This is a genomic window from Mesorhizobium sp. KR9-304 (assembly GCF_040049215.1).
In the GTDB taxonomy this organism is placed as follows: domain Bacteria; phylum Pseudomonadota; class Alphaproteobacteria; order Rhizobiales; family Rhizobiaceae; genus Mesorhizobium_K.
Genome location: NZ_JBDZDN010000001.1, coordinates 1,585,837 through 1,611,534 on the forward strand (window position 1 = coordinate 1,585,837; position 25,698 = coordinate 1,611,534).

General features: G+C 65.2%; 31 protein-coding genes. 11 read left to right on the plus strand and 20 right to left on the minus strand.

From position 1 onward, the window contains the following. Positions 1-47 precede the first annotated feature (47 nt). The 5 genes from ABLE71_RS07495 to ABLE71_RS07515 all read right to left on the minus strand — a co-directional run bounded on the left by ABLE71_RS07495 (position 48) and on the right by ABLE71_RS07515 (position 3,893). The gene (locus ABLE71_RS07495) at positions 48-347 is read right to left on the minus strand and encodes an HPr family phosphocarrier protein (protein WP_348782717.1); all 300 of its coding nucleotides are present in this window, start codon (positions 345-347) and stop codon (positions 48-50) included. An 8-nt stretch (positions 348-355) separates the two neighbouring features. Next, entirely contained in the window at positions 356-757 is a 402-nt protein-coding gene (locus tag ABLE71_RS07500) for a PTS sugar transporter subunit IIA (protein ID WP_348782718.1), read from the minus strand. Between the two features lie 184 nt (positions 758-941). Next, the gene (locus ABLE71_RS07505; RefSeq protein WP_348782719.1) at positions 942-1,385 is read right to left on the minus strand and encodes an HPr kinase/phosphorylase; all 444 of its coding nucleotides are present in this window, start codon (positions 1,383-1,385) and stop codon (positions 942-944) included. Between the two features lie 3 nt (positions 1,386-1,388). Beyond that, complete coding sequence (locus ABLE71_RS07510; RefSeq protein WP_348782720.1) at positions 1,389-3,173, minus strand: sensor histidine kinase; 1,785 nt, start codon at positions 3,171-3,173, stop codon at positions 1,389-1,391. 18 nt (positions 3,174-3,191) lie between these two features. Further along, positions 3,192-3,893, minus strand: coding sequence for a response regulator transcription factor (locus ABLE71_RS07515; protein WP_348782721.1), 702 nt, complete (start codon positions 3,891-3,893; stop codon positions 3,192-3,194). A 352-nt stretch (positions 3,894-4,245) separates the two neighbouring features. On the opposite strand from ABLE71_RS07515, the gene ABLE71_RS07520 reads away from it, so the two are divergent. The 6 genes from ABLE71_RS07520 to ABLE71_RS07545 all read left to right on the plus strand — a co-directional run bounded on the left by ABLE71_RS07520 (position 4,246) and on the right by ABLE71_RS07545 (position 10,475). After that, on the plus strand, positions 4,246-5,874 hold the full coding sequence (locus ABLE71_RS07520) for a phosphoenolpyruvate carboxykinase (protein ID WP_348782722.1): 1,629 nt from the start codon (positions 4,246-4,248) through the stop codon (positions 5,872-5,874). Positions 5,875-5,949: 75 nt separating this feature from the next. Beyond that, positions 5,950-6,387, plus strand: a complete 438-nt coding sequence (arfB, locus tag ABLE71_RS07525; protein ID WP_348783691.1) for an alternative ribosome rescue aminoacyl-tRNA hydrolase ArfB — start codon at positions 5,950-5,952, stop codon at positions 6,385-6,387. Beyond that, positions 6,387-7,019: an alpha-ketoglutarate-dependent dioxygenase AlkB gene (locus ABLE71_RS07530; RefSeq protein ID WP_348782723.1), complete on the plus strand. Its 633-nt coding sequence runs from the start codon at positions 6,387-6,389 to the stop codon at positions 7,017-7,019. The genes arfB and ABLE71_RS07530 overlap by 1 nt, the downstream gene beginning before the upstream one ends. A 134-nt stretch (positions 7,020-7,153) precedes the next feature. Then, a complete protein-coding gene (locus ABLE71_RS07535; protein ID WP_348782724.1) occupies positions 7,154-8,317 on the plus strand; it encodes a glycosyltransferase family 2 protein in 1,164 nt (387 codons plus the stop codon). Then, on the plus strand, positions 8,202-8,822 hold the full coding sequence (locus ABLE71_RS07540) for a methyltransferase domain-containing protein (RefSeq protein ID WP_348782725.1): 621 nt from the start codon (positions 8,202-8,204) through the stop codon (positions 8,820-8,822). Before ABLE71_RS07535 ends, ABLE71_RS07540 begins: the two co-directional genes overlap by 116 nt. A gap of 24 nt (positions 8,823-8,846) precedes the next feature. Next, on the plus strand, positions 8,847-10,475 hold the full coding sequence (locus ABLE71_RS07545) for a hypothetical protein (protein WP_348782726.1): 1,629 nt from the start codon (positions 8,847-8,849) through the stop codon (positions 10,473-10,475). Here the strand turns inward: ABLE71_RS07545 and ABLE71_RS07550 are convergent. From ABLE71_RS07550 to hisB, 12 genes are all read right to left on the minus strand, one after another. Then, complete coding sequence (locus ABLE71_RS07550) at positions 10,432-10,827, minus strand: GtrA family protein (protein ID WP_348782727.1); 396 nt, start codon at positions 10,825-10,827, stop codon at positions 10,432-10,434. The two genes, ABLE71_RS07545 and ABLE71_RS07550, sit on opposite strands and share 44 nt — an antisense overlap. A 14-nt stretch (positions 10,828-10,841) precedes the next feature. Further along, positions 10,842-11,606, minus strand: a complete 765-nt coding sequence (locus tag ABLE71_RS07555) for a class I SAM-dependent methyltransferase (protein ID WP_348782728.1) — start codon at positions 11,604-11,606, stop codon at positions 10,842-10,844. Next, on the minus strand, positions 11,606-12,649 hold the full coding sequence (locus ABLE71_RS07560; protein ID WP_348782729.1) for a glycosyltransferase family 2 protein: 1,044 nt from the start codon (positions 12,647-12,649) through the stop codon (positions 11,606-11,608). Before ABLE71_RS07560 ends, ABLE71_RS07555 begins: the two co-directional genes overlap by 1 nt. Before the next feature lie 188 nt (positions 12,650-12,837). After that, positions 12,838-13,812 carry a type I pantothenate kinase gene (gene coaA / locus ABLE71_RS07565; RefSeq protein WP_348782730.1) on the minus strand — a complete coding sequence of 325 codons (975 nt, stop codon included), beginning with the start codon at positions 13,810-13,812 and terminating at the stop codon, positions 12,838-12,840. Between the two features lie 19 nt (positions 13,813-13,831). Next, positions 13,832-14,182 carry a phosphoribosyl-ATP diphosphatase gene (locus tag ABLE71_RS07570; RefSeq protein WP_348782731.1) on the minus strand — a complete coding sequence of 117 codons (351 nt, stop codon included), beginning with the start codon at positions 14,180-14,182 and terminating at the stop codon, positions 13,832-13,834. A gap of 10 nt (positions 14,183-14,192) precedes the next feature. Next, positions 14,193-14,987, minus strand: coding sequence for an imidazole glycerol phosphate synthase subunit HisF (hisF, locus tag ABLE71_RS07575; protein ID WP_348782732.1), 795 nt, complete (start codon positions 14,985-14,987; stop codon positions 14,193-14,195). A gap of 11 nt (positions 14,988-14,998) precedes the next feature. Further along, positions 14,999-15,574: a Uma2 family endonuclease gene (locus ABLE71_RS07580; RefSeq protein WP_348782733.1), complete on the minus strand. Its 576-nt coding sequence runs from the start codon at positions 15,572-15,574 to the stop codon at positions 14,999-15,001. 51 nt (positions 15,575-15,625) lie between these two features. After that, positions 15,626-16,462, minus strand: a complete 837-nt coding sequence (locus ABLE71_RS07585) for an arginase family protein (RefSeq protein ID WP_348782734.1) — start codon at positions 16,460-16,462, stop codon at positions 15,626-15,628. Position 16,463: 1 nt separating this feature from the next. Then, positions 16,464-17,201, minus strand: a complete 738-nt coding sequence (gene hisA / locus ABLE71_RS07590) for a 1-(5-phosphoribosyl)-5-[(5-phosphoribosylamino)methylideneamino]imidazole-4-carboxamide isomerase (RefSeq protein WP_348782735.1) — start codon at positions 17,199-17,201, stop codon at positions 16,464-16,466. 67 nt (positions 17,202-17,268) lie between these two features. Beyond that, positions 17,269-17,919 carry an imidazole glycerol phosphate synthase subunit HisH gene (gene hisH / locus ABLE71_RS07595; protein ID WP_348782736.1) on the minus strand — a complete coding sequence of 217 codons (651 nt, stop codon included), beginning with the start codon at positions 17,917-17,919 and terminating at the stop codon, positions 17,269-17,271. A gap of 1 nt (position 17,920) precedes the next feature. Next, complete coding sequence (locus ABLE71_RS07600) at positions 17,921-18,409, minus strand: DUF2628 domain-containing protein (protein WP_348782737.1); 489 nt, start codon at positions 18,407-18,409, stop codon at positions 17,921-17,923. Between the two features lie 3 nt (positions 18,410-18,412). Continuing rightward, positions 18,413-19,012: an imidazoleglycerol-phosphate dehydratase HisB gene (gene hisB, locus ABLE71_RS07605; RefSeq protein WP_348782738.1), complete on the minus strand. Its 600-nt coding sequence runs from the start codon at positions 19,010-19,012 to the stop codon at positions 18,413-18,415. A 193-nt stretch (positions 19,013-19,205) separates the two neighbouring features. On the opposite strand from hisB, the gene hslV reads away from it, so the two are divergent. The 5 genes from hslV to ABLE71_RS07630 all read left to right on the plus strand — a co-directional run bounded on the left by hslV (position 19,206) and on the right by ABLE71_RS07630 (position 23,658). Beyond that, positions 19,206-19,760 (plus strand): ATP-dependent protease subunit HslV, encoded by a 555-nt coding sequence (gene hslV, locus ABLE71_RS07610; protein ID WP_348782739.1) that lies wholly within the window; start codon positions 19,206-19,208, stop codon positions 19,758-19,760. A gap of 88 nt (positions 19,761-19,848) precedes the next feature. Beyond that, complete coding sequence (locus ABLE71_RS07615; protein ID WP_348782740.1) at positions 19,849-20,367, plus strand: GNAT family N-acetyltransferase; 519 nt, start codon at positions 19,849-19,851, stop codon at positions 20,365-20,367. Between the two features lie 95 nt (positions 20,368-20,462). Continuing rightward, positions 20,463-21,059, plus strand: coding sequence for a DUF2585 domain-containing protein (locus ABLE71_RS07620; protein ID WP_348782741.1), 597 nt, complete (start codon positions 20,463-20,465; stop codon positions 21,057-21,059). A 90-nt stretch (positions 21,060-21,149) separates the two neighbouring features. Next, the gene (gene hslU / locus ABLE71_RS07625; RefSeq protein ID WP_348782742.1) at positions 21,150-22,460 is read left to right on the plus strand and encodes an ATP-dependent protease ATPase subunit HslU; all 1,311 of its coding nucleotides are present in this window, start codon (positions 21,150-21,152) and stop codon (positions 22,458-22,460) included. A 262-nt stretch (positions 22,461-22,722) separates the two neighbouring features. Then, positions 22,723-23,658 carry a DUF1402 family protein gene (locus tag ABLE71_RS07630; protein WP_348782743.1) on the plus strand — a complete coding sequence of 312 codons (936 nt, stop codon included), beginning with the start codon at positions 22,723-22,725 and terminating at the stop codon, positions 23,656-23,658. A gap of 30 nt (positions 23,659-23,688) precedes the next feature. Here ABLE71_RS07630 and ABLE71_RS07635 read toward each other — a convergent pair whose 3' ends face one another. Genes ABLE71_RS07635 through ABLE71_RS07645 form a run of 3 tightly spaced genes read right to left on the minus strand, consistent with a single transcriptional unit; the run spans position 23,689 to position 25,693 of the window. Then, the gene (locus tag ABLE71_RS07635; protein WP_348782744.1) at positions 23,689-24,066 is read right to left on the minus strand and encodes a helix-turn-helix domain-containing protein; all 378 of its coding nucleotides are present in this window, start codon (positions 24,064-24,066) and stop codon (positions 23,689-23,691) included. Next, on the minus strand, positions 24,063-24,590 hold the full coding sequence (locus tag ABLE71_RS07640) for a Smr/MutS family protein (protein WP_348782745.1): 528 nt from the start codon (positions 24,588-24,590) through the stop codon (positions 24,063-24,065). Before ABLE71_RS07640 ends, ABLE71_RS07635 begins: the two co-directional genes overlap by 4 nt. Then, positions 24,587-25,693 carry a murein transglycosylase A gene (locus ABLE71_RS07645; RefSeq protein ID WP_348783692.1) on the minus strand — a complete coding sequence of 369 codons (1,107 nt, stop codon included), beginning with the start codon at positions 25,691-25,693 and terminating at the stop codon, positions 24,587-24,589. Before ABLE71_RS07645 ends, ABLE71_RS07640 begins: the two co-directional genes overlap by 4 nt. Positions 25,694-25,698 lie beyond the last annotated feature (5 nt).

A 25,698-nucleotide genomic window follows, 5' to 3' on the forward strand; every position in this document is an offset into this window, starting at 1 on the left:
AGAAAGCCGCCATTTGCAGGCCGGCCTCACCTGAATATCAACAAATCCTAGGCTTCTTCGCCGAACCGCGTCGCGATCAACTCCTCAATCGCCGCGATGGCCTGTTCGGCTTCGGGGCCGCTCGCGGTGACGCGGATGGAGCAGCCGGGGCTGGCGGCAAGCATCATCAGCCCCATGATCGACGTGCCGCCGACCTTGATGCCGTCCTTCTCGACCGAAACGGTCGCGCGGAAGGAATCGGCAAGCTGCACGAACTTCGCCGACGCCCTCGCATGCAGCCCGCGCTGGTTGACGATCAGGAAGTCGCGGGCGATCGCGCCGTCTGCTTCGGAGCTCCCCGCGACCATAGCCGAGCTCACTTGGTGGCCAGCAGCTGGCTGGCCACGTTGATGTATTTGCGTCCGGCGGCCTGCGCCTCCTCGACGGCGGCGGCAAGCTGGTTGCCCTTGCGCACGCTCGACAGCTTGATCAGCATGGGCAGGTTCATGCCGGCGATCACCTCGATGCGCCCGGCTTCCATGACGGAGATGGCGAGATTGGACGGCGTGCCGCCGAACATGTCGGTCAGCACGACGACGCCCGAGCCCTGGTCGACGCGCGCCACAGCGTCGACGATGTCGCTGCGGCGCTGTTCCATATTGTCGTCGGCGCCGATCGAAACGGTCTCGAAGCTCTCCTGCGGACCGACCACGTGTTCCACGGCGCTGCGGAATTCCTCGGCCAGCCGACCGTGCGTCACAAGCACGAGGCCGATCATACTTTCATGGCTTTCGTCATCGTCCGTTCACCGGCATTCCCTAAAGCCTGCTTCGGGCTAGCGCCCATCGGGGCTGTCCGGTCGGCGGGAGCGCTATCTTGTCGACGCGCGACGCGTTGACAAGCCCAAATCTGCGCGTCAGGCGACCATTTTGACGCAGCGCAGCATCCCGTTTCAACCCGGCTCAACCGAATGGCGGCAGCGACAGCCTCGCCATCACGGCGGTCAGGGCGGCCCGCCTGTCGTCGGCTGCGAGCCTGAGCAGCGGCACGGCACAGCCCAGCAGGAGTTCCGCCTCGGCCTGCGGAAAACGCTCCGCCGCGCGCCTTTCCACCAGACGGACCACGAGGTCGACCGGCGCCCGCGCCAAATGCGCCAGCGGGCTCGGCCCGAGCCCCCGGATCTCCACCAGCCCGGCGATGGCGGCAGGCGCCGTGCAGACGAGCCGGCCGCCATGGGCCGACAGGAGTATCTGGTCGTCGGCGACCAGCCGCGCGAACATACCCTGCGTCCGGACCCGGGATATAAGGTCGAGCGCGAGCTGCGTCTTGCCCATGCCGGTCTCGCCCGCGATCACAACGCCGCGATCACCGAGCACGACCGCGGTGGCGTGGAAATTGTTCGCCAAGGGCTAGCTGTCCGCCGGCAGCGTCACGGTAAACCGCGCACCGCGGATTTCGCCGGGCTTGCCGCCGCCGATGTTTTCGGCCGTCAGCGTGCCGCCATGCGCCTCGACGATCTGGCGGCTGATCGACAGGCCGAGGCCCGAATTCTGGCCGAACGCCTCGCCCGCCGGCCGGTCGGTATAGAAGCGCTCGAAGATGCGGTCGATATTGTCAGCGCGGATGCCCGGGCCATTGTCGTCGACGGTCAGCATGATCAGCTTGCCGACCCGCGACAGCGAGATCGTTATGCGTCCCGTATCCTCGGGCACGAAGGAGCGGGCATTCTCGATCAGGTTGGTGATGACCTGCCCGAGCCTGAGATCGTGGCCGAGCACGAGATAGCCCTTGGCGCCCTGCTGCGGCCTGGCTGCCTTGAACTCGATCTCCACCTTCTTCCTGTTGCCGCCGGTGTCGCGCGTGGCCGCAATCAGGTCGCCGACGAATTCTTTCAGGTCGACCTTGCGGGCGTCCTCGCGCGCCAGTTCGGCGTCGAGCCGCGAAGCGTCGGAAATATCGGTGATCAGCCGGTCGAGCCGCCTCACGTCGTGCTGGATGATCTCCATCAGCCGCTCGCGCGAATTCTCGTTCTTGGCGATGGGCAAGGTCTCGACGGCGCTCCGAAGCGAGGTCAGCGGGTTCTTCAGCTCGTGACTGACATCCGCCGCGAAGCTCTCGATCGATTCGATGCGCGCATAGAGGGCTCTGGTCATGTCGCGCACGGCGACGGACAGGTTGCCGATCTCGTCCTGGCGGTCGGAGAAGTCGGGAATCTCCTCGCGGCTCTTGACGCCGCGGCGCACGCGCACGGCCGCCGCCGCCAGCCGGCGCAGCGGATTGGCGATGGTCGAGGCCAGCATGATCGACAAGAGCACGTTGACCAGCGCCGCCACGCCGAAAACACGCAGGATGGAGTTGCGTTCGGCGGCGACGATCTTGTCGATGTCGCCGCCCTGCGTCGACAGAAGCAGAACGCCGAGCACCGCGCGGAAACGCTGCACCGGTACGGCCACCGACACGATCTGTTCGCCCTGCTCGGAGATGCGCACGACGGTCGAGGGAACCCCGGTCAGCGCGTTCATCACCTCCGGGAAGGCGGCGCCGTTGCCTCCCGGCTGCTCCTTATAGACCGGCAGGTCGGTACGGCGGAAAAACGCGGCGATGAATTTCTGGATGCGGTCGAAGAGGTCGAGTTCCTCCTGGTCGACGGGCGGCAGGTCGTAGCGCAGGATCTGGCCGCGCGAATAGAGATGGCGCGAATCGAGCAGCAGATTGGCGTCGCGGTCGTAGATGCGCGCGCGTGTCCTGGTCGGCGAAATCAGGCGTCGCAGCACCGGGGCCACGCGCTCGGGATTGATCGGGAAGTCGAGGCTGTCGAGCTGGTCGGAACCCGGGCCAAGGCTCTCGCCCGCCTGAAGCTCGAGCAGCTTTTCCGGATCGATCGAGATCGAATCGGTCTCCACCGTCGCCGAGGCGGCGATCGCGCCGGCGATGATCTCGCCCTGCGTCATCAGGCTCTCGACGCGCGCCTCGATCAGCCCGTCGCGGAACTGGTTGAGATAGAGGATGCCGACGACCAGCACGCAGAGCGCGGCGAGGTTGAGGAAGAGGATGCGCCGGGTCAGGCTGGAGAAGATGTAGTGGCCAAGGAAGCGCTGCAGCCTAATGCGCAGCCTGCCGAGAAAGGAAGGCAGAGTCCTCGCCGGCCGCTTGGCGGCAGCCGGCGCGCTCTTGATCCCTGCTTCCATGACCATCGGCAATGGTCTCCCGGCTTATGCCTCGCGGAACCGGTAGCCCACTCCATAAAGCGTTTCGATCATCTCGAAATCGTCGTCGACCTGCTTGAACTTCTTGCGCAGGCGCTTGATGTGGCTGTCGATCGTCCGGTCATCGACATAGACCTGCTCATCATAGGCCGAATCCATCAGCGCATCACGGCTTTTTACGACGCCGGGGCGCTGCGCCAGCGAATGCAGGATCAGGAATTCGGTGACGGTGAGCGTCACCGGCTCGCCCTTCCAGGTGCAGGTGTGGCGTTCCTGGTCCATGACGAGTTGGCCCCGCTCGAGCGATTTCGTCTGCTGGGCCGGGGCCTTGGCGCCGGCCTCGCGAGCCGAGGCGCGGCGCAGGACCGCCTTCACGCGCTCGACCAGCAGGCGCTGCGAGAAGGGTTTGCGGATGAAGTCGTCGGCGCCCATCTTGAGGCCGAAGAGTTCGTCGATCTCGTCGTCCTTCGAGGTCAGGAAGATGACCGGCAGGTCGGTCTTCTGGCGCATCCGGCGCAGCAGTTCCATGCCGTCCATGCGCGGCATCTTGATGTCGAGGATGGCGAGGTTCGGCGGACGCGCGGCCAGCCCTTCCAGCGCCGACGCCCCGTCGGTGTAGGTCTCGACGCGATAGCCCTCCGATTCCAGCGCAATCGAAACCGATGTCAGAATGTTCCGGTCGTCATCGACAAGCGCGATAGTTGCCATTTCAAGCGGCTCCCTCATGAGCGGATGTCCCTTCCTGCTGCGAGCAAGGGGCTATTGCGGTACAAATTGGGTACAAATTGTGGCACAGAATTCCGGCCATGTCACAGTAAGCTTCCCTTCGGCTGCGAGCCGGTCCGTTGCCTGGTGAGACGACGCAACCCTGCCCGATCCTTGGGCAGGACCTGAACATTCCTTGTCATATAAACGATTTAAAGAATTTTCAAAATCTTTAAATCGATTAATGATTTGATATCCTTGAGCTTTTCTGTTTTCGACGATTCCGGTTCTCGCGGAGGACCTCCCGCTTAGCCGACCGGGACAAACAGCCATCAATGTCGACGAGGGAGTTCCGATGCAAGAATTCGGCCAGTGGAACCGTGCCTGTGCAATAGGCGTCCCAGGCCTGACCACCGGGCGTTCGGTCCACTACAACTTGCATGCACCCGACCTTTACGCGCAGGCGATTCTGCGCGGCGAGGCCGAGCTCAGCGCCGACGGCGCGCTCGTCGCCTATACGGGCCAGCACACCGGCCGCTCCCCCAAGGACAAGTTCATCGTCCGCGACGAAACCACGCAAGCCGCCGTCTGGTGGGGCGCCAACCAGGCGATGGCGCCGGAAGCGTTCGAGCGGCTCCATGCCGACTTCGCCGCCCATGCCGCGGAGCGCGACCTGTTCGTGCAGGATCTCGTCGGCGGCGCCGATCCGGCGCAGAAACTGCCGGTGCGCGTCGTCACCGAGCTCGCCTGGCATTCGCTGTTCATCCGCAACCTGCTGATCCGGCCCGGCGCCGCCGAACTCGAAACCTTTGTGCCTGACATGACGATCATCGACCTGCCGTCCTTCCGCGCCGATCCAGCGCGCCACGGCACGCGCTCCGAAACCGTCATCGCCATAGACCTTGCGCGCATGATCGTGCTGATCGGCGGCACCGCCTATGCCGGCGAGATGAAGAAAGCGGTGTTCACCGCGCTCAACCATCTCCTGCCTGGGCGCGGGGTGATGCCCATGCACTGCTCGGCCAATGTCGGTCCCGGCGGCGACACGGCGGTCTTCTTCGGCCTGTCGGGCACCGGCAAGACGACGCTGTCGGCCGATCCGTCGCGCATGCTGATCGGCGACGACGAACATGGCTGGGGGCCGGACGGCATCTTCAACTTCGAGGGCGGCTGCTATGCCAAGTGCATCCGCCTCTCGCCCGAGGCGGAGCCGCAGATCTTTGCCGCCAGCACGCGTTTCGGCGCGGTGCTGGAAAACGTCGTGCTGGAGCCCGTCACGCGAAAACCTGATTTCGACGACGAATCGAAGACGGAAAACACGCGCTCGGCCTACCCGCTCCCCTTCATCCCCAACGCCTCGATGAGCGGCCGCGCCGGCAAGCCGAAAAACATCGTCATGCTGGCCGCCGACGCCTTCGGCGTCATGCCGCCGATCGCCAGGCTCACGCCCGCGCAGGCCATGTACCACTTCCTCTCCGGCTACACCGCCAAGGTCGCCGGCACAGAGCGCGGCGTCACAGAGCCGACGCCGGAATTCTCCGCCTGCTTCGGCTCGCCTTTCCTGACGCGCCATCCGTCCGAATACGGCGCGCTCCTGAAGCGCCTCATCGCCGAGCACGATGTTTCATGCTGGCTGGTCAACACCGGCTGGACCGGCGGCGCCCACGGCGCCGGAAGCCGGATGCCGATCAAGGCGACGCGTGCGCTGCTGTCGGCTGCCCTCGGCGGCTCGCTCGACGACGCCGAATTCCGCACCGACCCCTGGTTCGGCTTCGCCGTGCCGGTCGACGTTCAATGTATCGATCCGGCGATCCTCGACCCGACAATTCTGGACCCTCGCTCCACCTGGGCCGACAAGGCCGCCTACGACCGCCAGGCCAAAAAACTCGTCGGCATGTTCATCGACAATTTTGCGAAATTCGAGGATCACGTCGACGACGCCGTGCTGGGTGCGGCCCCGCGCGCGCTGGAGGCGGCGGAGTAGGGGGACGGACTCACAAACACCGTCCAGGGCGCTCCTCCCTTCCCTTTTCCCTCCGCCCGCGCCATGTCTGTCGCCATGGCCGCCGACGACAAGATCATCATTTCGGAAGAAGCCGTCATCCGCCCGGATGACCTCGAGGAGAATTTCATCCGCTCCTCGGGTCCCGGCGGCCAGAACGTCAACAAGGTGGCGACCGCGGTCCAACTCCGCTTCGACGCGGCCGGCGCGGAAGGCCTCTCCGAACGCGTCCGCGCGCGGGTCATCAAATTCGCCGGCCAGCGCGCCACCAAGGACGGCGTCATCGTCATCGAGGCCGGGCGTTTCCGCACCCAGGAGCAGAACCGCGCCGACGCCCGCGCCCGGCTGACCGAACTGGTCGCCAAGGCAGCTGAACCTCCACCGAAACCGCGCAGGAAAACCAAGCCGACCAAGGGCTCCGTCGAACGGCGGCTCAAGACAAAGGCAGGTCGCTCGACGGTGAAGAAGCTGCGCGGCCGCGTGGACAATGACTGATGCCCACTCTCCCGGCGCCGACACTTCCCCAGGGCATCCGCTATTTGCCCGACTATTTCGACCGCGCCGCGCAAGCCGCGCTGGTGGAGGACATCCGCCGCGTCGTTGAGGCAGCACCCCTCTACACGCCTGCCATGCCCAGGACTGGCAAGGAGATGAGTGTGCGCATGACCAATTGCGGCGAGCTCGGCTGGGTCACCGACAAGGAGCGCGGCTACCGCTACCAGCCGACGCATCCGGTTACCGGCGAACCGTGGCCGCCGATCCCGCAAGCGCTGCTCGACCTCTGGCGCGAGGTCGCCGGCCATCCGTGGCCGCCGCAGGCCTGCCTCGTCAATTTCTACTCCGACAAGGCCAGGATGGGTCAACACCAGGACCGCGACGAGTCCGATCTTTCCGCGCCCGTGGTCTCGGTCTCGCTCGGCGACGACTGCCTGTTCCGTGTCGGCGGCACCAAGCGCGGCGACCCCACGTTATCCTTCCGCCTGCGTTCGGGCGACATCGTCGTGCTCGGCGGGCCGAGCCGGCTCGCATTCCACGGCGTCGACCGCATCTATCCGGCCACCTCGACGCTTCTCAAGAGCGGCGGCCGCATCAACCTGACCTTGCGGCGGGTGACCGCCTCGGGGTAGCGCCTCGAAACTTCCCGACCGCGAGTTTACCGGTCCTAAAGGAGCATCCGCTAGTCTGGTCTTGGTATTTCCCAGGGCGGCTTCTTCGCGTCGCGGCGACGCGGGGCGGGAAGGCGCGAATCCGGAGAAGCTGGATGAAGCTCGACGAGGCCGCTGCAGACGCGCCGGAACGCACGGGAGTCTCGATCGTCGTCCCGGTCTATAACGAGCAGGATTCGCTTGCCATTCTGTGCGAGCGGATCCGGGCCGTGATGGCCGCGCAAGCGCAGGACTACGAGATCATCTTCGTCGACGACGGCTCAACAGACGCTTCGCCGGAACGGCTGAAAGAGCTTGCGGGCTCGCTCGACAACGTCAGATGCATCGCCTTCCGCCGCAACTTCGGCAAGGCCGCCGCGCTGGACGCGGGCTTTGCGGCGGCGAGCGGCGAATTCGTCATCACCATGGATGCCGATCTGCAGGACGACCCGCAGGAGATACCGAACTTCATCGCCAAGCTGAATGAAGGCTGCGACGTGGTGTCCGGCTGGAAACGCGTCCGCAACGACCCCGTCCACAAGACCCTCCCGTCTCGGGTCTTCAACGCCGTGGTCAGCCGGCTCAGCGGCGTGAAGCTCAACGATTTCAACTGCGGCTTCAAGGCCTATCGCGCGGAGGCGCTTGAGGGGCTCTCGCTCTACGGCGAGCTTCACCGGTTCATTCCGGTGTTGCTTCACTGGCGCGGCTACCGGATCGGCGAAATCCCGGTCAACCATCATGCGCGGCAGTTCGGCCGTTCGAAATACGGCTTCAACCGTCTCCTCAAGGGCGGTCTCGACTTCCTAAGCGTCATGCTCAACACGCGTTTCGCGACGCGGCCGCTGCATGTCTTCGGCACCGCCGGCGCCATCTTCGGCCTCACGGGAACCGCCATCCTCGCCTATCTTTGCGTGCTCTGGGTCCTCGGGCTCGGCCCGATCGGCGATCGGCCGCTGCTGATGCTCGGCATGCTCCTGGTGATGACGTCCTTCCAGTTCATCACGATCGGGCTGTTGGGCGAGTTCATCCAGCGCCAGGGCTCGAGGGCCGATCGTCCCTACACGATCAAAGCGACGCTGAACCTCGAACACAAGCTTCAGACCGGAGTTCCGGCAGCGCGTCAGCTCGCCGAGATCGCCCGGCGAATGAGAGAAAGCCATCCGGATGAGCAGCACGACAATTCGGTACGACACGACAGAGCGCCATATCGCCAAATACAACAATCCGAACCCGCTCCATCGCCTGAGCCTCGGCCGGTTCCACGCCGCGCTCGCAAGTGAGCTGCGCTCGCTCGATCCCCGGAGCATTCTGGACTTCGGCTGCGGCGAGGCCTTCACGCTCGACGAGCTTGCGCGCCTCGGCGTCGATGTCGACAATTATGAAGGCGTCGATCTGAGGACCGACGCGCTCGAAGCGGCCCGCGCCCGCTGGCCGGAGCTGCGTTTCAGCTGCGCCGACATCCTCGATCCCGCTTTCGACGGCAAGCGCTACGACGTCACCCTCGCTCTCGAAGTGATGGAACATCTCTACGAGCCCGGGCGCATATTGAAGCGGCTGGTCGAGCTGACGGACAAGGCGCTCATCATCTCGGTCCCGCACGAGCCCTGGTTTCAGCTCGTGAACCTCATCAGAGGCCGCGATTTCATCCGGCTCGGCAATCATCCCGAGCATGTCCAGCACTGGAACTCGCAGACCTTCGCGGACTTCATTTCTCCCTACGCCGAGGTGGTGCACATCCGGCGCAGCTTCCCGTTCATCCTGGCGACCGCGCGTCCCCGGCGATGAGTTCGGGGCGATGAGCTCGGAGCGATGAATTCGGTCAGCCTGTCGGACGCCCATCGGGGAGCGGCGGCCCTGCGCGCCTTCGTCACGCCGTGGCGCATGGCCTGGCTGCTCGCCGCGCTGGCCGGCGCGCTGGTGTCTTTTTGGCCGCTCGGCATGGCCGGAGACTACATGAACCATCTGGCGCGCAACCACATCGAGGCGCGGCTGTGGTTCGACCCGATCCTGCATGAAAACTACACGGTTTCGTTCGAAATCATCCCCGATCTCGCCATGGACATGATCGTGCCGTGGCTGTCCTACGCCACCGGCATCTATGCAGCGGGCGCGTTCATGATCTGGGCGGCGTTCGTCTTGCCGCCGATCGCCGGGCTGTTGATCGCGCGGACGCTCCACGGCCGCGTTTCCTGGGTCGCGCTGCTCGGGTTTCTCGCCATGTTCAACCAGAACATGCAGTGGGGCTTCGTCAACTTCGCCGTGTCCACCGGCCTCGCTCTCATCGGTTTCGCATTGTGGATTCGAAGCGGTCCGTCCTGGCGCCGCACCTTCGCCTTCGCGCCTTTCGGCGTCTTGCTGGCGCTCGGCCACGCGCTGGGCTTCCTGCTCCTCGGCTATCTGGTCCTGCTCTGGGAGATCGCGTCCTATGCGGCCGGCCAGCGGGGCTCGCCGGCCGACTTCCTTCGCCAGCTGGCGACCAAGGACGCCGCCGCCATGGTCCCCGGCCTTCTCGTCGTCCTCATAGCGACGGGCGGAGCCGAACAGCTTCCGCAGGCCGGCGTCATCAATTTCGCCCTCGGGCAGAAGATCGACTCACTCTGGTCGGGGGCCGCCTTCTTCAGTCCTTCGCTGGCTAAGCTCGTCACCATCGTGCTGGTCTGCGTGTTCTGGCTTGGGCTGAGGCGCGGCGTCCTGGCGATGGAACCGCGCATGGTCTGGGTCTGCGGCGGCCTCTTGGCGCTGATCGTCGCCCTGCCGACCACCGTGCTCGGCATCTGGGGGCTGCAGTTCCGCTACCAGGCCGTGCTGATCATCCTGGCCGCGGCCAGTGTCCGCGTCGCGCCCGGCCACGACCGGCTGGCAAGGCAGGTCGCCGTGGCGGCGACGCTGCTGCTTGCCGCCGTCTACGCCAACGGCGCCTTTCAGATGGCGCGGATCGACGGTTTCGCCCGCGCCAATCGCGATCTCCTTGCCGGCGTTTCCGAAGGCGCGCGGGTGCTGTCCGCCGGCCACGAAGAGGCCGATCCGCTGCTTGCTTTCCACGCCGCCGCGATCGCCGTGATCGAGCGTTCGGCGTATGTGCCGAACCTGTTCACCAACACCTCGCCCGTCGGCGTTCGCCCTGAAATGCGCGCCTTTCACATGCCGCAGGCCTGGCCGCTGCTCGAAGCGCAACTGGCCGCCTCGGCCTCGCTGGAACCACCGGGATCCGCCAACGGCTACTGGTCGCCGGAATATTATTACGGTTGGCCCCGACATTGGGACTACGTCGTCTATTTCCGCTCGACCCCGGAACAGTCGCTCAGCCATCCATTCCTCTGCCGGCAAGCCGAGGTCCCCGGAGCTGTCCTCTATCGGATTTCCCGCGACGGATGCGCGCCCGACGCCGCGCAGGTCAGCCGTCGCGGAACACCCAGCGACCCAGCACGACATAGTTGACCGTCGGCACGACGATGCAGGCAAGCAGGATGGGAACGACCGCGGGCAGCCCCAGCAGCCCGGTCAGCAGCGCCGGCAGCATCGACACCACCGCCAGCCCGGCCGCGCTCAGCGCGAGAAACCGCGGCAGCTCGAAGGCGTGGCGTCCGCCTGAGACATAGGTCACGTATTTGTGCCCCGTATAGGAGAAGACGGCGGCAAGCCCGAAGGCGAGGACCGAGGCGCCTGTCGCTTCGACGCCAAGGCCGTTCAAGACCAGCGCGAGTACTGCATAGAGCACGGTCGACAGGATGCCGATCGCGGCGAAGCGCGACAGCCGCAGCGACCACAGGCCGCCGATCAGGCGCGTCATCGGGCACATGTGTGTCAGGCTGCCAGCAGAGCGTCTTGCGGCGCCTCGGCTTCGTTCTTGGAGAAAACCGCCAGCAGTGACACGCCGAACGGCAGCGAGGCATTGGCGACGATCAGGCTCTCGGCCGAAAACACCGCCTTCATCGCCGCGTTGACAGGGGCCGGCGGCATCGCCTGGCCCGAAGCCGGGCCGGAACGGCGCAGCCGGTCGGCGAGCCGGGCGAGAACCGCAACCGGAAACAGCGCCGCGTTGGTGTAGGTCAGCTTCTCGATGCTGTAGCCGGCCGCCTGGATGCGCTGCCTGAGCAGGCTGCGCGAATAGCGCCGCATGTGATGCAGCCCGACATCGTGCGTGCTCCACAGCCATTGATGCGCGGGAACCGTCAGCACAACCTTGCCGGTCGACTTCAGCAGCCGGCGCATGGACCGCAACGAAGCCTCGTCCGCCTCGACATGCTCGAGCACGTCGAACAGGCAGATGAGGTCGACCGTACCCGGCGAAACCGGGATGTTGTCCGGCAGATAGCCGTAGAGGAAGTCGCGGCCGGTCTTTTCCCAGGCGATCCGGCGCGCCAGGTCGCTCATCTCGATCGCCTGCACCTCGCCGAACCTTTCCAGCATGGCGATGTTGCCGCCGGTGCCTGCGCCGATCTCCAGGATCTTCGCATCCTTCGGCAGGCCGAGGCCGCGGATGACGGCCTCTCCGATGGCGCGGCGGCCGCAGAACCACCAGTGGTCGTCCTCAGTGGCGGCCATGCTGCGGTAGGCGTCGAGTTCCATCATTTGCCCCCGAAGGTGCGCCGCACGATGTAGATCGGGCGCTGTTTGATCTCGGAATAGACGCGGCCGAGATACTGTCCGATGATGCCGATGCCTAGCAACTGGATGCCGCCGAGGAACAATATGCTGACCAGCAGCGAGGCGTAGCCAGGCACGTCGATGCCGAAGACCAGCGTCTTGGCGACGATCACCAGGCCGTAGAGGAACGACAGGAACGAGATGGTCGCGCCGACATAGGTCCATATCTCGAGCGGCGCGCTGGAGAAGCTGGTGATGCCTTCGAGCGCGAAGTTCCAGAGTTTCCAGCCGGAGAACTTGCTGCGCCCGGCGGCCCGCGGCTCGCGGATATATTCGACCGTCGCCGTGTTGAAGCCTACCCAGGCGAAAAGACCTTTCATGAAGCGGCGGCGTTCCGGCAACGCGCGCAGCGCATCGATGACCTGGCGGTCGATCAGCCGGAAATCTCCGACGTCATGCGGGATCTTCTGGGCCGCCATCATGTTGTGGATGCGGTAGAACAGCGAGGCCGAGCGGTGCTTCATGAAGCCGTCGCTCGACCTGTCGGAACGCCTGGCGACCACGACCTCGAAGCCTTCGCGCCACTTCTCGATCAGCTGCGGAATGACGCTCGGCGGGTCCTGGAGGTCAACGTCGATCGGGATCGCGGCGTCGGCATCGCACATGTCGAGGCCGGCGGTCATCGCCGCTTCCTTGCCGAAATTGCGCGACAGGTCGACGACCCGGATGCGGGGGTCGTCCTGCTGCGCAAGCAGCAGGCAGTCGAGCGTCGCGTCGGTCGAGCCGTCATTGACGAAGATGAAGTCGAAGGAGATGCCCCCCTCGGTCAGCACCTCGGTGTTGCGGTAGACCGCTTCGAGGAACGGGGCGATCGACGCTTCCTCGTTGTGCACCGGCACGATCAGCGCGACGGTCGCAACGCAGACTTCGGGACGCGCTTCGGCCGCAGGCCCGCCCTCCGCCGGCGAATCCGGGGACGCCGTATCTGGGGATGCCAGCCCGGAATGGGGGAAAAGTGCGTTCATCGTCCGCCGCAGCCTCTTTAGACGCAGGCTGGACAATAGATTTACGCGGTTAAGTTAACTTTAAGGTTCCGGGCAGGAGGCCGACAGCGCAAGCGGCGGATCGGCAACCGAAACGGACCGACCGTTGGGACCGCGACGAGCACCGGAAGCCGGAAACCCCGCTGTTTGCAGGTCGATCCAGCCTTGTTCTACAGCTTCCTGAGCGCAACTTGCTCGACGCGGTGATCGGCGCCCTTGCGCAGGATGAGGTCGGCGCGCGGCCTCGTCGGACGGATGTTCTCGCGCAAATTCTTCAGGTTGATGTTGTTCCACAGGCCTTCCGCGATCGCCCGCGCCGCGTCCTCCGACAGTTCCGAATAGCGATGGAAGAACGACGCCGGGTTGCGGAAGGCGGTTTCCCGCAGCCGCATGAAGCGCGCCACGTACCATTCGTGGATCAACTCCTCCTCGGCGTCGATATAGATCGAGAAGTCGAAGAAGTCGGACAGGAACGGCACGAACTTGCCGTCCTTGGGCAGTTCGCGCGGCTGCAACACGTTCAGCCCCTCGAAGATCAGTATCTCCGGCCGGTCGATTGTCACGTATTCGCCGGGCAGCACGTCATAGGTGAGATGCGAGTAGACCGGCGCACGCACATCGGCCTGGCCGGACTTTATCGCAGACAGGAAACGCAGCAGCGCGCCGACATCGTAGCTGTCAGGGAAACCCTTGCGCTCCATCAGGTTCTGCCGGCGCAGCACCGCGTTGGGCAGCAGGAAGCCGTCGGTCGTCACCAGATCGACCTTGGGGCTCGACGGCCAGCGCTGCAGCAGTTCCTTGAGCAGGCGCGCCGTGGTCGACTTGCCGACCGCCACCGAGCCGGCGATGCCGATGATGAAAGGCGTCTTCACCGCATGAGGCACCTGAAAGAATTGGCGCCGCTCGCGGAACAGGGTCTGGCTAGCCTCGACATGCACGGAGAGCAGCCGCGACATCGACAGATAGATGCGCCTGACTTCGTCGAGGTCGATCGGATCGTTGAGCGAGGAGAGCCTGGTTACCTCCTCCTGCGTCAGCGTCAGCGACGCGCCGGCCGCGAATTCCGCCCAGCGCTCCGCCGCATAGAAGCGGTAGGGCGAATACTTTTCCGTCGCGACAAGCTGGTCCTTCACAAGCTGGTCCATCGAAACTCCAGCCCTCCGTTCAGCCCGGCCCGTGGCCCGGCTTGGTCCGCGACGCCTTTTCGGCCAGACCCGACTGCCCCGTGCGCCGCTCGAGTTCGCCGATCACCTCGGATAGGGGAACGCCGGCGAGCGCCAGAACGACCAGCCAATGATAGACAAGATCGGCGCTCTCCGAAACGATGGCTTGCCGGTCGCCGCCCACGGCCGCGATCACGGTCTCGACCGCTTCCTCGCCTAACTTCTTGGCCGCCTTGTCCATGCCGCCGGCAAAAAGCTTGGCCGTCCATGAGCCGGAATCGCCCGAGCGGCCGCGCTCGGCGATGATTCTTTCGAGGTCGGCCAAGGAGAACTGATCGGAAAATTCCCTCATGGCAGGCCGTTTATTGCGCTGCGGCACGAGAGTCCAGACGCATCGGCACGCCAGCCTTAGCCATATGAACTTTCGCCTCGGCGATCGAATAGGTCCCGAAGTGGAAGATCGAGGCGGCAAGAACCGCTGTCGCGTGGCCGTCGCGCACGCCCTCGACCAGGTGGTCGAGCGTGCCGACGCCGCCCGACGCGATCACCGGGACCCGCACGGCGTCGGCAACGGCGCGGGTCAGCGCGATGTCGTAGCCGGCCTTGGTTCCATCGCGGTCCATCGAGGTCAGCAGGATCTCGCCGGCGCCGAGGTCGACGACTTTTCGCGCAAATTCGACCGCGTCGATGCCGGTCGCCTGCCTCCCGCCATGAGTGAAGATTTCCCAGCGGACGGGCTCGCCGGGCGCCGACACCTTCTTCGCATCGATCGCCACAACGATGCACTGGTTGCCGAACTTGTCGGCGGCTTCGGCAACGAAATCCGGATCGTTCACCGCAGCCGTATTGATCGACACCTTGTCGGCGCCTGAGAGCAGCAGTTTCCTGATGTCGCCGACGCTCCTGACGCCACCGCCGACCGTCAGCGGCATGAAGCAGCGCTCGGCGGTCCGCGCGACCACGTCGAAGATGGTCTCGCGATTGTCCGACGACGCGGTGATGTCGAGGAAGCAGAGTTCGTCGGCGCCGGCCGCGTCATAGGCCGCAGCCGCCTCGACCGGATCGCCGGCATCGATGAGGTCGACGAAGTTGACGCCCTTGACGACGCGGCCGTCCTTCACGTCGAGGCAGGGGATGACGCGGGCTTTGAGGGTCATTGCGCCGCTTCTCAGGAGGCCGCACGAACAGACGCGATGCCCGCATAGAGCGAAGGCAAATCGATCGAAACGGGCCTGCCGTCGATAACGAGCGGAACCGAACCGGCCTCGAAGATTTCCGGTTCCTTCCAGCTCTTGTCGTTAGCGCGCGACCAGACCCACATGCGCACTTCGTCCTGCGAAAGGATCAGATAATGTTGAAGCGACGGTAGGCCCTGGTAGTCCCGAGCCTTGGGGCCGAAATCGTCGGCGATACTCGACTTCGACAGGATCTCGGCGATCAGCAGCGGAGACGTGGCCGCAAGCGCTCGTCCATCAACCGCCACCGTATCCACCATGACATCAGGAAATCGAATCCCGTCCGGAGTTTTCACGCCGTGATCGGTCGTTCCCACGTCATAGTTTTCGTCGCCCAGTTGCGCCGCGATCTGGCGCTCGAGCCGGTTGGCCAGCCGCCAGTGATTCCTGGTGACGTTGATCATCATTTCGACCACCCTCCCGCGCACGAACTCCCGCTTGCCCTCGCGCCCTTCGTTCCAGCGCAGGAATTCGTCCGCCGTGGTCGGCATTTTTTGCTGCAGGTTCATGGCGTCAGCCTAGCACAACCGCCTTCTCTTTCACATCGGCCCAGCTGAGCATCAGATCCGCTCCAGCGCGGCGAGGAAATCGACCATCAGCCTGCCGACGGCGGGCGGCACCTCGCCCTTGGCGTCGAAGGCCGGGTCGTAGGCCGAGAGCGTCAGGCCGACAATCGGCACCGAGCGCGCCATGCAGCTTGCCGCCTCGCGCACCGCGTCCGGGTTCGGTCCGCCCGACCGCGCATAACGGTTCACCTGCAACTCGTCGGGATCGTGAACGTCGAGGTCGATGTGCAGATGCGTGCGGTGCGCGCCGGCCTCCTTCAGCCCCAACACCTTGTCGGCGGCCTCGCCCACCTCGGAACGGATGATAGGCAATCGGTCGAGCAGATCCTTCTCGTCCGGATCGAGGTCGCGCGCGTCGACCAGCATGCATCGTGCCGGGTCGACTGCATGGAAGCCGGGAATGGCATTCGCCATCGGCCGCCAGCACAGCCCGAGCGCGGTCGCCAGCGCCATGCCGTCCAGAAAACCATGCGGCGAGGTGTCGGGCGTGTTGATGTCGCCGTGCTGGTCGAACCAGATGATCGAATCGGCCGACTCGCCGGCGACCGCGCCGCAGGTGGTCAGGCAGTTGCCTGCGAGCACCACCGGGAAGCGGCCCTCGGCCTCGCTCTCGACGACCTTTTCCGCAACCGCCTTGCAGACGGCGAAGCCGGTCGCGATCTCGCGATCGTCGAGCCCCTTGATCTTGCCGATCTCCTCGACCGCCACGTCATGGCCATTGAGGGTCAGCATCTCGACCAGCCCGCCCGACAGCAGCGCGTCCGGCCCCTTGCCGAAACCTTCGTGCCGGCGGCCGCTGTCATAGGGCGCCACGATGATGGAAAGCTTCAAGTCAGGACACCTTCGCTTCACGCAGGATCGCCAGCGCTTCGGCCGGGTCGATCCTGCCATCATATAGGGCGCGTCCCGAAATTGCGCCCGCCAGCTTGCTGGCGTCGGGTCTGGTCATGCGCCTGACGTCGTCGAGCGAGGCGAGCCCCCCCGACGCTATCACCGGAATGGACACCGCGTCGGCCAGCGCGATCGTCGCCTCCCAGTTGATGCCCGCCAGCACGCCGTCGCGGTCGATGTCGGTGTAGATGATCGCCGCCACACCGGCGCCCTCGAATTTCTTCGCCAGCTCGATCACGCCGAGGCTCGACGCCTCCGCCCAGCCCTCAACCGCCACCTTGCCGCCGCGCGCGTCGATGCCCACCGCGACCTTTCCGGGAAACTTTTGGCACGCTTCCTTCACCAGCTCGGGCTCGCGCACCGCCACCGTACCCAGGATCACCCGCGCCAGCCCGCGCCCCAGCCAGTCCTCTATCTGGGCAGGCGTACGGATGCCGCCGCCGAGCTGCACCGGGTTCCTCGTTGCCTTAAGGATTGCGCCGACCGCGGCGCTGTTGACGCTCTTGCCCTGGAAGGCTCCGTTGAGGTCGACGACATGCAGCCAGGAAAACCCCTGGTCCTCGAAGGCCTTCGCCTGTGCGGCCGGGTCCTCGCTGTAGACGGTCGCGGTCGCCATGTCGCCGAGTTTCAGGCGAACGCACTTGCCGTCCTTGAGGTCGATCGCCGGAAAGAGGATCATCAGCGGTTGCTCTCGACGATAGCGAAATACGCCCGCCATCCGGTAGCACTCTTCACAGGCTCTTTCATCACGGCCTCCATTTCAGGAAGTTGGCGATCAGCGCCAGGCCCAGGGCCTGACTCTTTTCCGGGTGGAACTGGGTGCCGGCCAGATTGTCCTTGGCCACCGCCGCCGTCACCGGCCCGCCATAGTCGGCGACCGCCAGCACGTCTTCTGCGTTCGCCGCGTCGAGGTGATAGGAATGCACGAAATAGGCATGCAGGCCCTGTTCGCCGGTCGCGATGCCCTCGAACAGCGGATGCCGGCGCTTCAACGTCAGCGTGTTCCAGCCGATCTGAGGGATCTTCAGCGACGGGTCCGACGGCGCGATCTCCTTCACATCGCCCTTGATCCAGCCGAAGCCTTTTGTCACGACCTTCTCAAGCCCGCGCTCGGACATGAGCTGCATGCCCACGCAGATGCCGAGGAAAGGCTTTGCGCGCGTAATCGCCGTCTCCTCGACCGCTTCCCACATGCCTTCAACCGCATGGAGCCCCGCCGCACAGTCGGCATAGGCGCCGACGCCCGGCAGCACGATGCGGTCGGCCGTGCGAACGCGCTCGGCATCCGCGGTCAGGTCGATATCGGCGGCGATGCCGGCCTCGCGCGCGGCGCGCTCGAAAGCCTTGGTCGCCGAGCGCAGATTGCCCGAGCCGTAGTCGATTATGGCGACACGCATGTCAGCGGTTTCCGGGATAGTCGAACAGGCCTAGCGCCGGACCAGAAGCCGCTCCGGCGGTCAGCCTTGGCTGTATGGGACCTTTCAAGTGCGGAACCGATGACTGCACAGCCGCCTCCGGTACGTCGCCGGCTAAATATCGGATCTCGGCTTCGCCAAGGTCGTTGGCTTCCACGACGCCCCATTCGCTCCAGCCGCGCCGCCTCAGCGCATTGATGCGCAATGCCTGCCCTTCCAGCCCGACAAAAATCGAGACCAGCAAGGAAAGCGCTCCACCGGTGAAGCCCAGGCCGGCCGTCTCGCCCAGCGCCGTCAGCCCGACGCTCACAGCAAAGGCAATCGCCGCTTCGATCCAAAGCCGGTGCCACAACAGCCAGAGCGGCGGCACCAGGAAGGCGAAAAAAGCAACGCCGTCCCGCACGAAGACGGCCCGCTCCGCTGCCTCTGCCGCGTTGGCGGCGGGCGGCTCCATGACAACATAGATCGCCATGACTCAGCCTTTCAGACTGCCCTTGGTGGACGGCACGGCGTCCGGCTGGCGCGGGTCGCGCTCGAGTGCAGCCCGCAGCACCCGCGCCACCGCCTTGAAGCAGGTCTCGGCGATATGGTGGTTGTTGGCGCCGTAGCGGTTCGTCACGTGCAGCGTGACGCCGGCATTCTGCGCCAGCGCCTGAAAAAACTCGCGCACCAGCTCGGTATCGAAATTGCCGACCTTCGGCGAGGAGAAGGCGACGTTCCAGACCAGGAACGGCCTGCCCGACACGTCGATTGCGGCGCTGGTCAGCGTCTCGTCCATGGCAAGGTCGATCGAGGCGTAACGCATGATGCCGCGCCGCTCGCCGAGCGCCTTCGACAGCGCCTGGCCGATGGCGATGCCGGTATCCTCGACCGTGTGGTGGTCGTCGATATGCAGGTCGCCCTTGGCCTTGACGGTCATGTCGATCAGCGAATGCCTGGCGAGCTGGTCGAGCATATGGTCGAAGAATCCGACGCCGGTCGTTATGTCGGCCTTGCCGGCGCCGTCCACGTCGAGCGAAACCGAGATCTCGGTCTCCTTCGTCTTGCGGCTGATTTCTGCGGAGCGCGATGCCATTTCGGGGTCCTGCGGTTCGAAAGCGTGAGCCTTCTACCAGCATGGTCGGGCGATTGCCAGTTGCGATGCCGGGGTTGGTTTCTGGAGGACTTTCGGCCATTTGCAAATCGATCCGCCCTGCATACATATGCCGCAACCCACCTCGTACCGCGCCGGCTGCCTTCCGGGGCTCGCGCGAAATCGGAGCAGCAGAATGTCGAATGAATTGACCATGCACGCCACGACCATCGTGACGGTGCGCAAGGGCGGCAAAGTCGTGATCGCCGGCGACGGCCAGGTCAGCCTCGGCCAGACCATCATGAAGGGCAATGCCAGAAAAGTCCGCCGCATCGGCGCCACGGGCAACGTCATCGCCGGCTTCGCCGGCGCCACCGCCGACGCCTTCACCCTGCTCGAGCGCCTCGAAGCCAAGCTCGAACAGTATCCCGAGCAGCTCACCCGCGCCTGCGTCGAGCTGGCGAAGGACTGGCGCACCGACCGCTATTTGCGCCACCTCGAGGCGATGATGCTGGTCGCCGACAAAAGCGTGTCGCTCGCCATCACCGGCAATGGCGATGTGCTCGAACCGGAGCACGGCGTCATGGCGATCGGTTCGGGCGGCAATTATGCGCTTGCCGCCGCCCGCGCGCTGATCGACACCGACATCGACGCGGAAGAAATCGCCCGGCGGGCGATGAAGATCGCCTCCGACATCTGCGTCTACACCAACAACAATTTTGTCGTCGAAACGCTGGACGCCGCGGCCTGAGCAAGGCGCGGTCCGGTCCTCCTCTCCCCGAGGGGGAGAGGGTGGCCGAGCGAAGCGGAGGCCGGGTGAGGGGGAGCCGCTCAACAACATGACCGCCAGAAGCGCCGAGCCCACCTACGACTTTCGTGAGGTGACCGAGGCCGACCTGCCGATGCTCAGGGCCTGGCTGGCCGAGCCGCATGTCGCTGAATGGTGGGGCGAAGGCCCCGAGGTGTCACTCGCCGAGATCGTCGAGGCCATGGAGAGCGTCGAGACCGAGCCGCTGATCGTCGAGCTCGACGGACGGCCCATCGCCTATGTCCAGAGCTACGATCCGCATCTGGAGGACGGCCACCCCTACCAGGACCAGCCGTTCGGCACGCTCGGCATGGACATTTCCATCGGTCCTCCCGAGCTTGTCGGCAAGGGTCACGGCCCGGCGATCGTCAGGCAGTTCACGGCCATGCTGTTCGAGGAAGGCTGCCCGCGCGTGATCATCGACCCCGATCCAGCGAATGCGCGCGCGGTTCGCGCCTACGAGAAGGCCGGCTTCGTCGCCTTCGATACCCGCACATCCGTCTACGGCCCGGCGCTGATGATGGCGCGCGACGCGGAGGACGGCGAATAATTCCGCATCCGCTCCTCAAAAATGACCGAGCCGCCCCAAATCCGCGGCGAAGTGTGCTTTGGTCGGCGGGTCATTCACGTCGCGAGGGGAATTAAGTGGCTCAACTGACGTCTCACGAGCGCGCGCAATGGGGACTGGACTGGAAGGCAGGCGTGCTCGTCGCCGCCCTGCTGGTCGCGGCCCAGGCGCTGATCCTGCGCATGATGGGTCACATCTGGATCTGTAAATGCGGCACCGTAAAACTTTGGCACGGCGTCGTCGTCAGTCCGGAGAACTCCCAGCACCTCGCCGACTGGTACACGCCGTCCCACGTCATCCACGGCTTCCTGTTCTACCTGCTGTTCTGGCTCATCTTCCGCAGGTCCACCGTGTGGACGCGGCTATCCCTGGCGATTCTGCTCGAAGCCGCATGGGAAATCCTCGAAAACAGCCCGATCATCATCAACCGCTATCGCGAAGCGACGATCTCGCTCGATTATTTCGGCGATTCGATCATCAACTCCGTTTCCGATACGCTGTGGATGGTGCTGGGCTTCTTCCTCGCCGCCCGCCTGCCGGTCTGGCTGACGGTCGTTCTCGCCATCCTGTTCGAACTCGGTGTCGGCTGGCTGATCCGCGACAACCTCACCCTCAACGTGCTGATGCTGGTCTATCCGGTCGAAGCCGTGAAAGCCTGGCAGGGAGGCCTGTGAGCCCTGCATGGCCCGCGCCCTTGCATGAGGGCTTGAACCCCATACATAAGCGGCAACCTTCCCTGCTGTTTCATTGAGTACCCCCCGATAATGTCCACCTTCTCTCCCCGCGAAACCGTTTCTGAACTCGACCGCTTCATCATCGGCCAGAAGGACGCCAAGCGCGCCGTGGCCATCGCCTTGCGCAACCGCTGGCGCCGCCAGCAGCTCGAAGGGCAGATGCGCGAAGAGGTGATGCCGAAGAATATCCTGATGATCGGGCCGACCGGCGTCGGCAAGACCGAGATCTCGCGCCGCCTGGCCAAGCTCGCAGGCGCGCCCTTCGTCAAGGTCGAGGCGACCAAGTTCACCGAGGTCGGCTATGTCGGCCGCGACGTCGAGCAGATCATCCGCGATCTCGTCGAGATTTCCATCGGCCTCGTCCGCGAAAAGATGCGCGAGGACGTCAAGGCGCGCGCCCATGTCAATGCCGAGGAGCGCGTTCTCGAGGCGCTGGTCGGCAAGACAGCCTCGCCGGCGACGCGCGATAGCTTCCGCAAGAAGCTGCGCGACGGCGAGCTCGACGACAAGGAGATCGAGGTCGAGGTGGCCGATACCGGCAACGGCGGCATGCCGGGCTTCGACATTCCGGGCATGCCCGGCGGCAGCGTCGGCGTCTTGAACATCAACGACATGATCCAGAAGGCGATGGGCGGCAAGCGCACCAAGACGCGCAAGACCACCGTCAAGGAATCCTACGACCTGCTCGTCAACGACGAATCCGACAAGCTGCTCGACCAAGACGAGGTCGTGCGCCAGGCGCTGGAATCGGCGGAGAACGACGGCATCGTCTTCCTCGACGAGATCGACAAGATCGCCGCGCGCTCGGGCGTCGTGGGCGGGCCTTCACGCGAGGGCGTGCAGCGCGACCTCTTGCCGCTCGTCGAAGGCACGACGGTCGCCACCAAATACGGGCCGATCAAGACGGATCACATATTGTTCATCGCATCGGGCGCGTTCCACGTCTCGAAGCCGTCCGACCTGCTGCCCGAGCTTCAGGGCCGCCTGCCGATCCGCGTCGAGCTTCGCGCGCTGGAAAAGGACGATTTCGTCCGCATCCTGACCGAGACGGAGGCGAGCCTCATCAAGCAGTATATCGCGCTGATGAAGACCGAGGGCGTTGCGCTCGACTTCACGCCCGACGCCATCGACAGGCTGGCGCAGATCGCCGTCGACCTCAACGCCAATGTCGAGAACATCGGCGCGAGAAGGCTGCAGACGGTGATGGAGCGGGTGCTCGACGAAATCTCCTTCGACGCTCCGGACAGGAATGGTACGACCGTCGAGGTCGACGCCGCCTATGTCGAGAAACATGTCGGCGATCTCGCGAAGAACACCGATCTGTCGCGATTCATCCTGTAAGGCGCGGTCGGGCTTAGGGCGGCGCGTCGGCGACAGCGCGCCGCGCAAAACAGGCCGGCGGGTGTGGCCGATTGGAAGCACAAGGCCGCTTCCCGACATCCTGGAAGCGCAAGGGAACGGTCATGCCCTCGACACCGGCGGGTCGATTCCTTAGTTTGCGCGGCAAGATTGAGGGCGGAAAGGCCCTCGGGTGTGGCGGATGATCGGGCTGGCATTCTCAGGACAGGCGTTGCCGTCGGGCAAATTTTGGGCGCGGGCATTTTTGGCCGCGCTTTTTGTTGTGCTCGGCGCATCCTTCGCCTCCGCCACGACGCTGGTGCCGCCCGGCAACCGCTCGCTCGAACAGCCCGGCGTGCCCGGTGGCTCGTCCAAGCGCACCAAGGCCGGCGGCACCACCTTCGACGCCAAGTACCGCAAGGTCTATGCGCTGCTGAACAACGACGGCGCGTTGCGCGGCAAGATCATCGACGCGGCCAATGCCTATGGCATCGACCCCCTGCACATCGTCGGCGCCATCGTCGGCGAGCACACCTACAATGTCGACGCCTACGACCGGCTGCAGACCTACTACGTAAAGGCCGTCGCCTATCTGAAAGCCGACCTCTCCTTCGCCTATGAAGGCGAGAACGTCGACGACTTCGTCCGGCGGCCGCAATTTTCGGAATGCGCCCAATCGGACAGCTACACGCTGTGGACCTGCCGCGAGAGCGTCTGGAACCGATCCTTCCGCGCCAAGACCGTCGGTGGCGTGTCTTTCCCGGACAATCGCTTCGCCACCGTCTTCTTCCAGCCCTATTATGCCGGCCAGACCTTCGGGTTGGGGCAGCTCAGCCCGCTGACGGCCCTGCAGATGAGCGACCTCGTGCATCAGGTCTCGGGCCTGCCGCCCCTCGACGCCGGCAACCCGAACCAGGTCTACGAGACCATCATGGATCCGGACCTGACGCTGAACTACGTCGCCGCTGCGCTGAAGAAGTCGATCGACTCATATGCCGGGATCGCCGGCTTCGATATCTCGCAGAACCCCGGCATCACCGCGACGCTCTACAATATCGGCAATCCCGACGCCCGCGCCTATGCACTGAAGCGCGAGAACGAGGAGCGCGCGGCGCGCGGCGAAGCGCCCCGCTTCCCGGAGGAGAATTATTACGGCTGGCTGGTCAACGAAAAGCTGCCGGAATTGCAGGCGCTGTTCTGATCGGTTCGGCTCAGCCGGAATCTTTAGTCGTCATTCCGTCCCGGCGCTTGCTGGACGGGGCGCGCTCAACAGCGCGATCATCCGATCCAGAGTCTCAGCGTCTAGGCCAGCTATGCGCTCGGCGAGAAGATTGGCGAGTTCGGTCGCGGCCGGCGACAGTCCCGACGTGTCGATCACCACGCGCGGGCGTGATTGGCCAGCAAGACGCAAGACCTCCTCGGCATCGTCCCAGATGACATTGAAATAGCCGATGATCTTCTGCAGCAGCACCCAGGTCGGCACGCCGCGCCGGCCGTGCTCCAGCGCCGAGAGATAGGCGGCGCTGACGCCGAGCGCGGCCGCCATCTCCTTCTGGCTGACGCCCTTCTTGCGGCGCAGATCGCGCAGCTTGTCGCCGAGCGGCGTCATGCCTTGCGCCTCAGCCGCACATAGAGCGCACCCTCGCCGCCATGGTTGCGCGCCGCCAGATCGTGGCTCGACACCAGCGCGCGGAAGGGCGGCGTCGACAGCCAGGCCGGCACCTGCCGCCTGAGAATACCGTCGCCGCCGGAGGAAAATCCCTTGCCGGTGATGACCAGCACGTAACGCACGCCGCCGGCATGCGCCCTTTGCAGGAAGGACAATAGCAGCGAATGCGCTTCGCTTTGCGTCATGCCGTGCAGGTCGACGCGGCCCTCGATCGGCAGGCGTCCGCGCGCGAGTTTGTCCAGCGTCGGCCGGTCGAGCACATGCGCCACATGCTGTCGCTTCGGCGGCACCGGCGCCTGCGCCGTCGCGGCGGCAGCCGCTGCGGCCGGCTGTTTCTCCAAGGCCGCGGGCTTGGGCGTCTCTTCCTCGACCGGCTTCCTGCCCTTGAGCGGCCTGGCGGATTTCGCCACCAGGCTCCACAGAACCCGGTCCTCGTCTGTGAGTTTTTTGCCCGCCCGGCTCACGGCGACGCGCCCACCAGTGCCTTGGGCAACAGCGCATAAAAGTCCGCCGCGTTGCGCACCACGCCGGCGATCTCCCCCGCCGCGTCGCCTGAGCCGGCGAACAGGTCGCCGCGCGCCGGCCCGACGATCGCCGAGCCTGTGTCCTGCGCAATCATCAGCCGGCGGAATCCCTTCCCGCCGAAAGCCGTGAGCGACGGCGCGTCTATATAAAAAGGCGTGCCGAATGTGTGCAGCAGACGATCGACCGCCACCGAACGGCCTGAGGTCAGCGGCACTTTCGCCGCCGCGATGGGGCCGAGTTCCGCGTCCTCGACCGCCGCCTCGCGGAAAAAGATGTAGGAGCGGTTTTGCCGCAGAATCTCGTCCACGCGCCCGGCATTGTCCGCCAGCCAGCCGCGGATCGATTGCATCGTCACGTCTGCGAGCGGGATCTCGCCGAGGTCGGCGAGAACCCTGCCGATGCCGGTGAAGCGCTGGCCCGACTTCGCCGCATAGGTCACGCGCTTCAACGAGCCGTCGGTCATCTGCAGCCGCGCCGCGCCCTGCACATGGATGAAGAAGGCGTCGACCTTGCTTGCCAGCCAGGCGATCTCCAGCCCGCGGCCCGCGAGCGCACCCTGCTCGATCGCCGCGCGGTCGAAATATTCCACCGGCCCCGTCTCCGTCCTTCGCCCGAACGCAAGATAGGGATCCAGTCCGGCCGGCCGGTTGGCGTCGTCGATGTCGATCAGATCGTCGGGCCGCGACAGCAGCGGCACGGTGAATTTTTCAGTCCTCACCGGCGAGGCTTCGACCACCGGCTCGTAGAAGCCGGTCACGAAGCCGCTTGCCGCCTGTCCTCCAGGCGACACCAGAGCCGGCGTGAAATGCCGCTCGAAGAAGCGCCTGGCGCCACCGCTGTCCGCCGGCGATGTTTCACGTGAATCCGCGTAAGCTTCGGCAAAACTCTGGAAAGCCACGCCGAGCGAGCCCGTCCGATAGGGTTTTGTCAGGATGTGGAAGGCGGAACGCCGGAACGCCTCGAAGGCGGGAAGATGGTCGTCGTCGTCCCAGCCGGGCAGGTCGTCGAAGGCAACAGGCTGGAGAAGCGGTGAGAGCGGCACGGGGT

Bases quoted from the DNA above. Each gene is read 5' to 3' on its own strand.
- ABLE71_RS07495 (WP_348782717.1), bottom strand. From the start codon at position 347: ATGGTCGCGGGGAGCTCCGAAGCAGACGGCGCGATCGCCCGCGACTTC.
- ABLE71_RS07500 (WP_348782718.1), bottom strand. From the start codon at position 757: ATGATCGGCCTCGTGCTTGTGACGCACGGTCGGCTGGCCGAGGAATTC.
- ABLE71_RS07510 (WP_348782720.1), bottom strand. From the start codon at position 3,173: ATGGTCATGGAAGCAGGGATCAAGAGCGCGCCGGCTGCCGCCAAGCGG.
- ABLE71_RS07515 (WP_348782721.1), bottom strand. From the start codon at position 3,893: ATGGCAACTATCGCGCTTGTCGATGACGACCGGAACATTCTGACATCG.
- ABLE71_RS07520 (WP_348782722.1), top strand. From the start codon at position 4,246: ATGCAAGAATTCGGCCAGTGGAACCGTGCCTGTGCAATAGGCGTCCCA.
- arfB (WP_348783691.1), top strand. From the start codon at position 5,950: ATGGCCGCCGACGACAAGATCATCATTTCGGAAGAAGCCGTCATCCGC.
- ABLE71_RS07530 (WP_348782723.1), top strand. From the start codon at position 6,387: ATGCCCACTCTCCCGGCGCCGACACTTCCCCAGGGCATCCGCTATTTG.
- ABLE71_RS07535 (WP_348782724.1), top strand. From the start codon at position 7,154: ATGAAGCTCGACGAGGCCGCTGCAGACGCGCCGGAACGCACGGGAGTC.
- ABLE71_RS07540 (WP_348782725.1), top strand. From the start codon at position 8,202: ATGAGCAGCACGACAATTCGGTACGACACGACAGAGCGCCATATCGCC.
- ABLE71_RS07545 (WP_348782726.1), top strand. From the start codon at position 8,847: ATGAATTCGGTCAGCCTGTCGGACGCCCATCGGGGAGCGGCGGCCCTG.
- ABLE71_RS07550 (WP_348782727.1), bottom strand. From the start codon at position 10,827: ATGACGCGCCTGATCGGCGGCCTGTGGTCGCTGCGGCTGTCGCGCTTC.
- ABLE71_RS07555 (WP_348782728.1), bottom strand. From the start codon at position 11,606: ATGGAACTCGACGCCTACCGCAGCATGGCCGCCACTGAGGACGACCAC.
- ABLE71_RS07560 (WP_348782729.1), bottom strand. From the start codon at position 12,649: ATGAACGCACTTTTCCCCCATTCCGGGCTGGCATCCCCAGATACGGCG.
- coaA (WP_348782730.1), bottom strand. From the start codon at position 13,812: ATGGACCAGCTTGTGAAGGACCAGCTTGTCGCGACGGAAAAGTATTCG.
- ABLE71_RS07570 (WP_348782731.1), bottom strand. From the start codon at position 14,182: ATGAGGGAATTTTCCGATCAGTTCTCCTTGGCCGACCTCGAAAGAATC.
- hisF (WP_348782732.1), bottom strand. From the start codon at position 14,987: ATGACCCTCAAAGCCCGCGTCATCCCCTGCCTCGACGTGAAGGACGGC.
- ABLE71_RS07580 (WP_348782733.1), bottom strand. From the start codon at position 15,574: ATGAACCTGCAGCAAAAAATGCCGACCACGGCGGACGAATTCCTGCGC.
- hisA (WP_348782735.1), bottom strand. From the start codon at position 17,201: ATGATCCTCTTTCCGGCGATCGACCTCAAGGACGGCAAGTGCGTTCGC.
- hisH (WP_348782736.1), bottom strand. From the start codon at position 17,919: ATGCGTGTCGCCATAATCGACTACGGCTCGGGCAATCTGCGCTCGGCG.
- ABLE71_RS07600 (WP_348782737.1), bottom strand. From the start codon at position 18,409: ATGGCGATCTATGTTGTCATGGAGCCGCCCGCCGCCAACGCGGCAGAG.
- hisB (WP_348782738.1), bottom strand. From the start codon at position 19,012: ATGGCATCGCGCTCCGCAGAAATCAGCCGCAAGACGAAGGAGACCGAG.
- hslV (WP_348782739.1), top strand. From the start codon at position 19,206: ATGTCGAATGAATTGACCATGCACGCCACGACCATCGTGACGGTGCGC.
- ABLE71_RS07615 (WP_348782740.1), top strand. From the start codon at position 19,849: ATGACCGCCAGAAGCGCCGAGCCCACCTACGACTTTCGTGAGGTGACC.
- hslU (WP_348782742.1), top strand. From the start codon at position 21,150: ATGTCCACCTTCTCTCCCCGCGAAACCGTTTCTGAACTCGACCGCTTC.
- ABLE71_RS07635 (WP_348782744.1), bottom strand. From the start codon at position 24,066: ATGACGCCGCTCGGCGACAAGCTGCGCGATCTGCGCCGCAAGAAGGGC.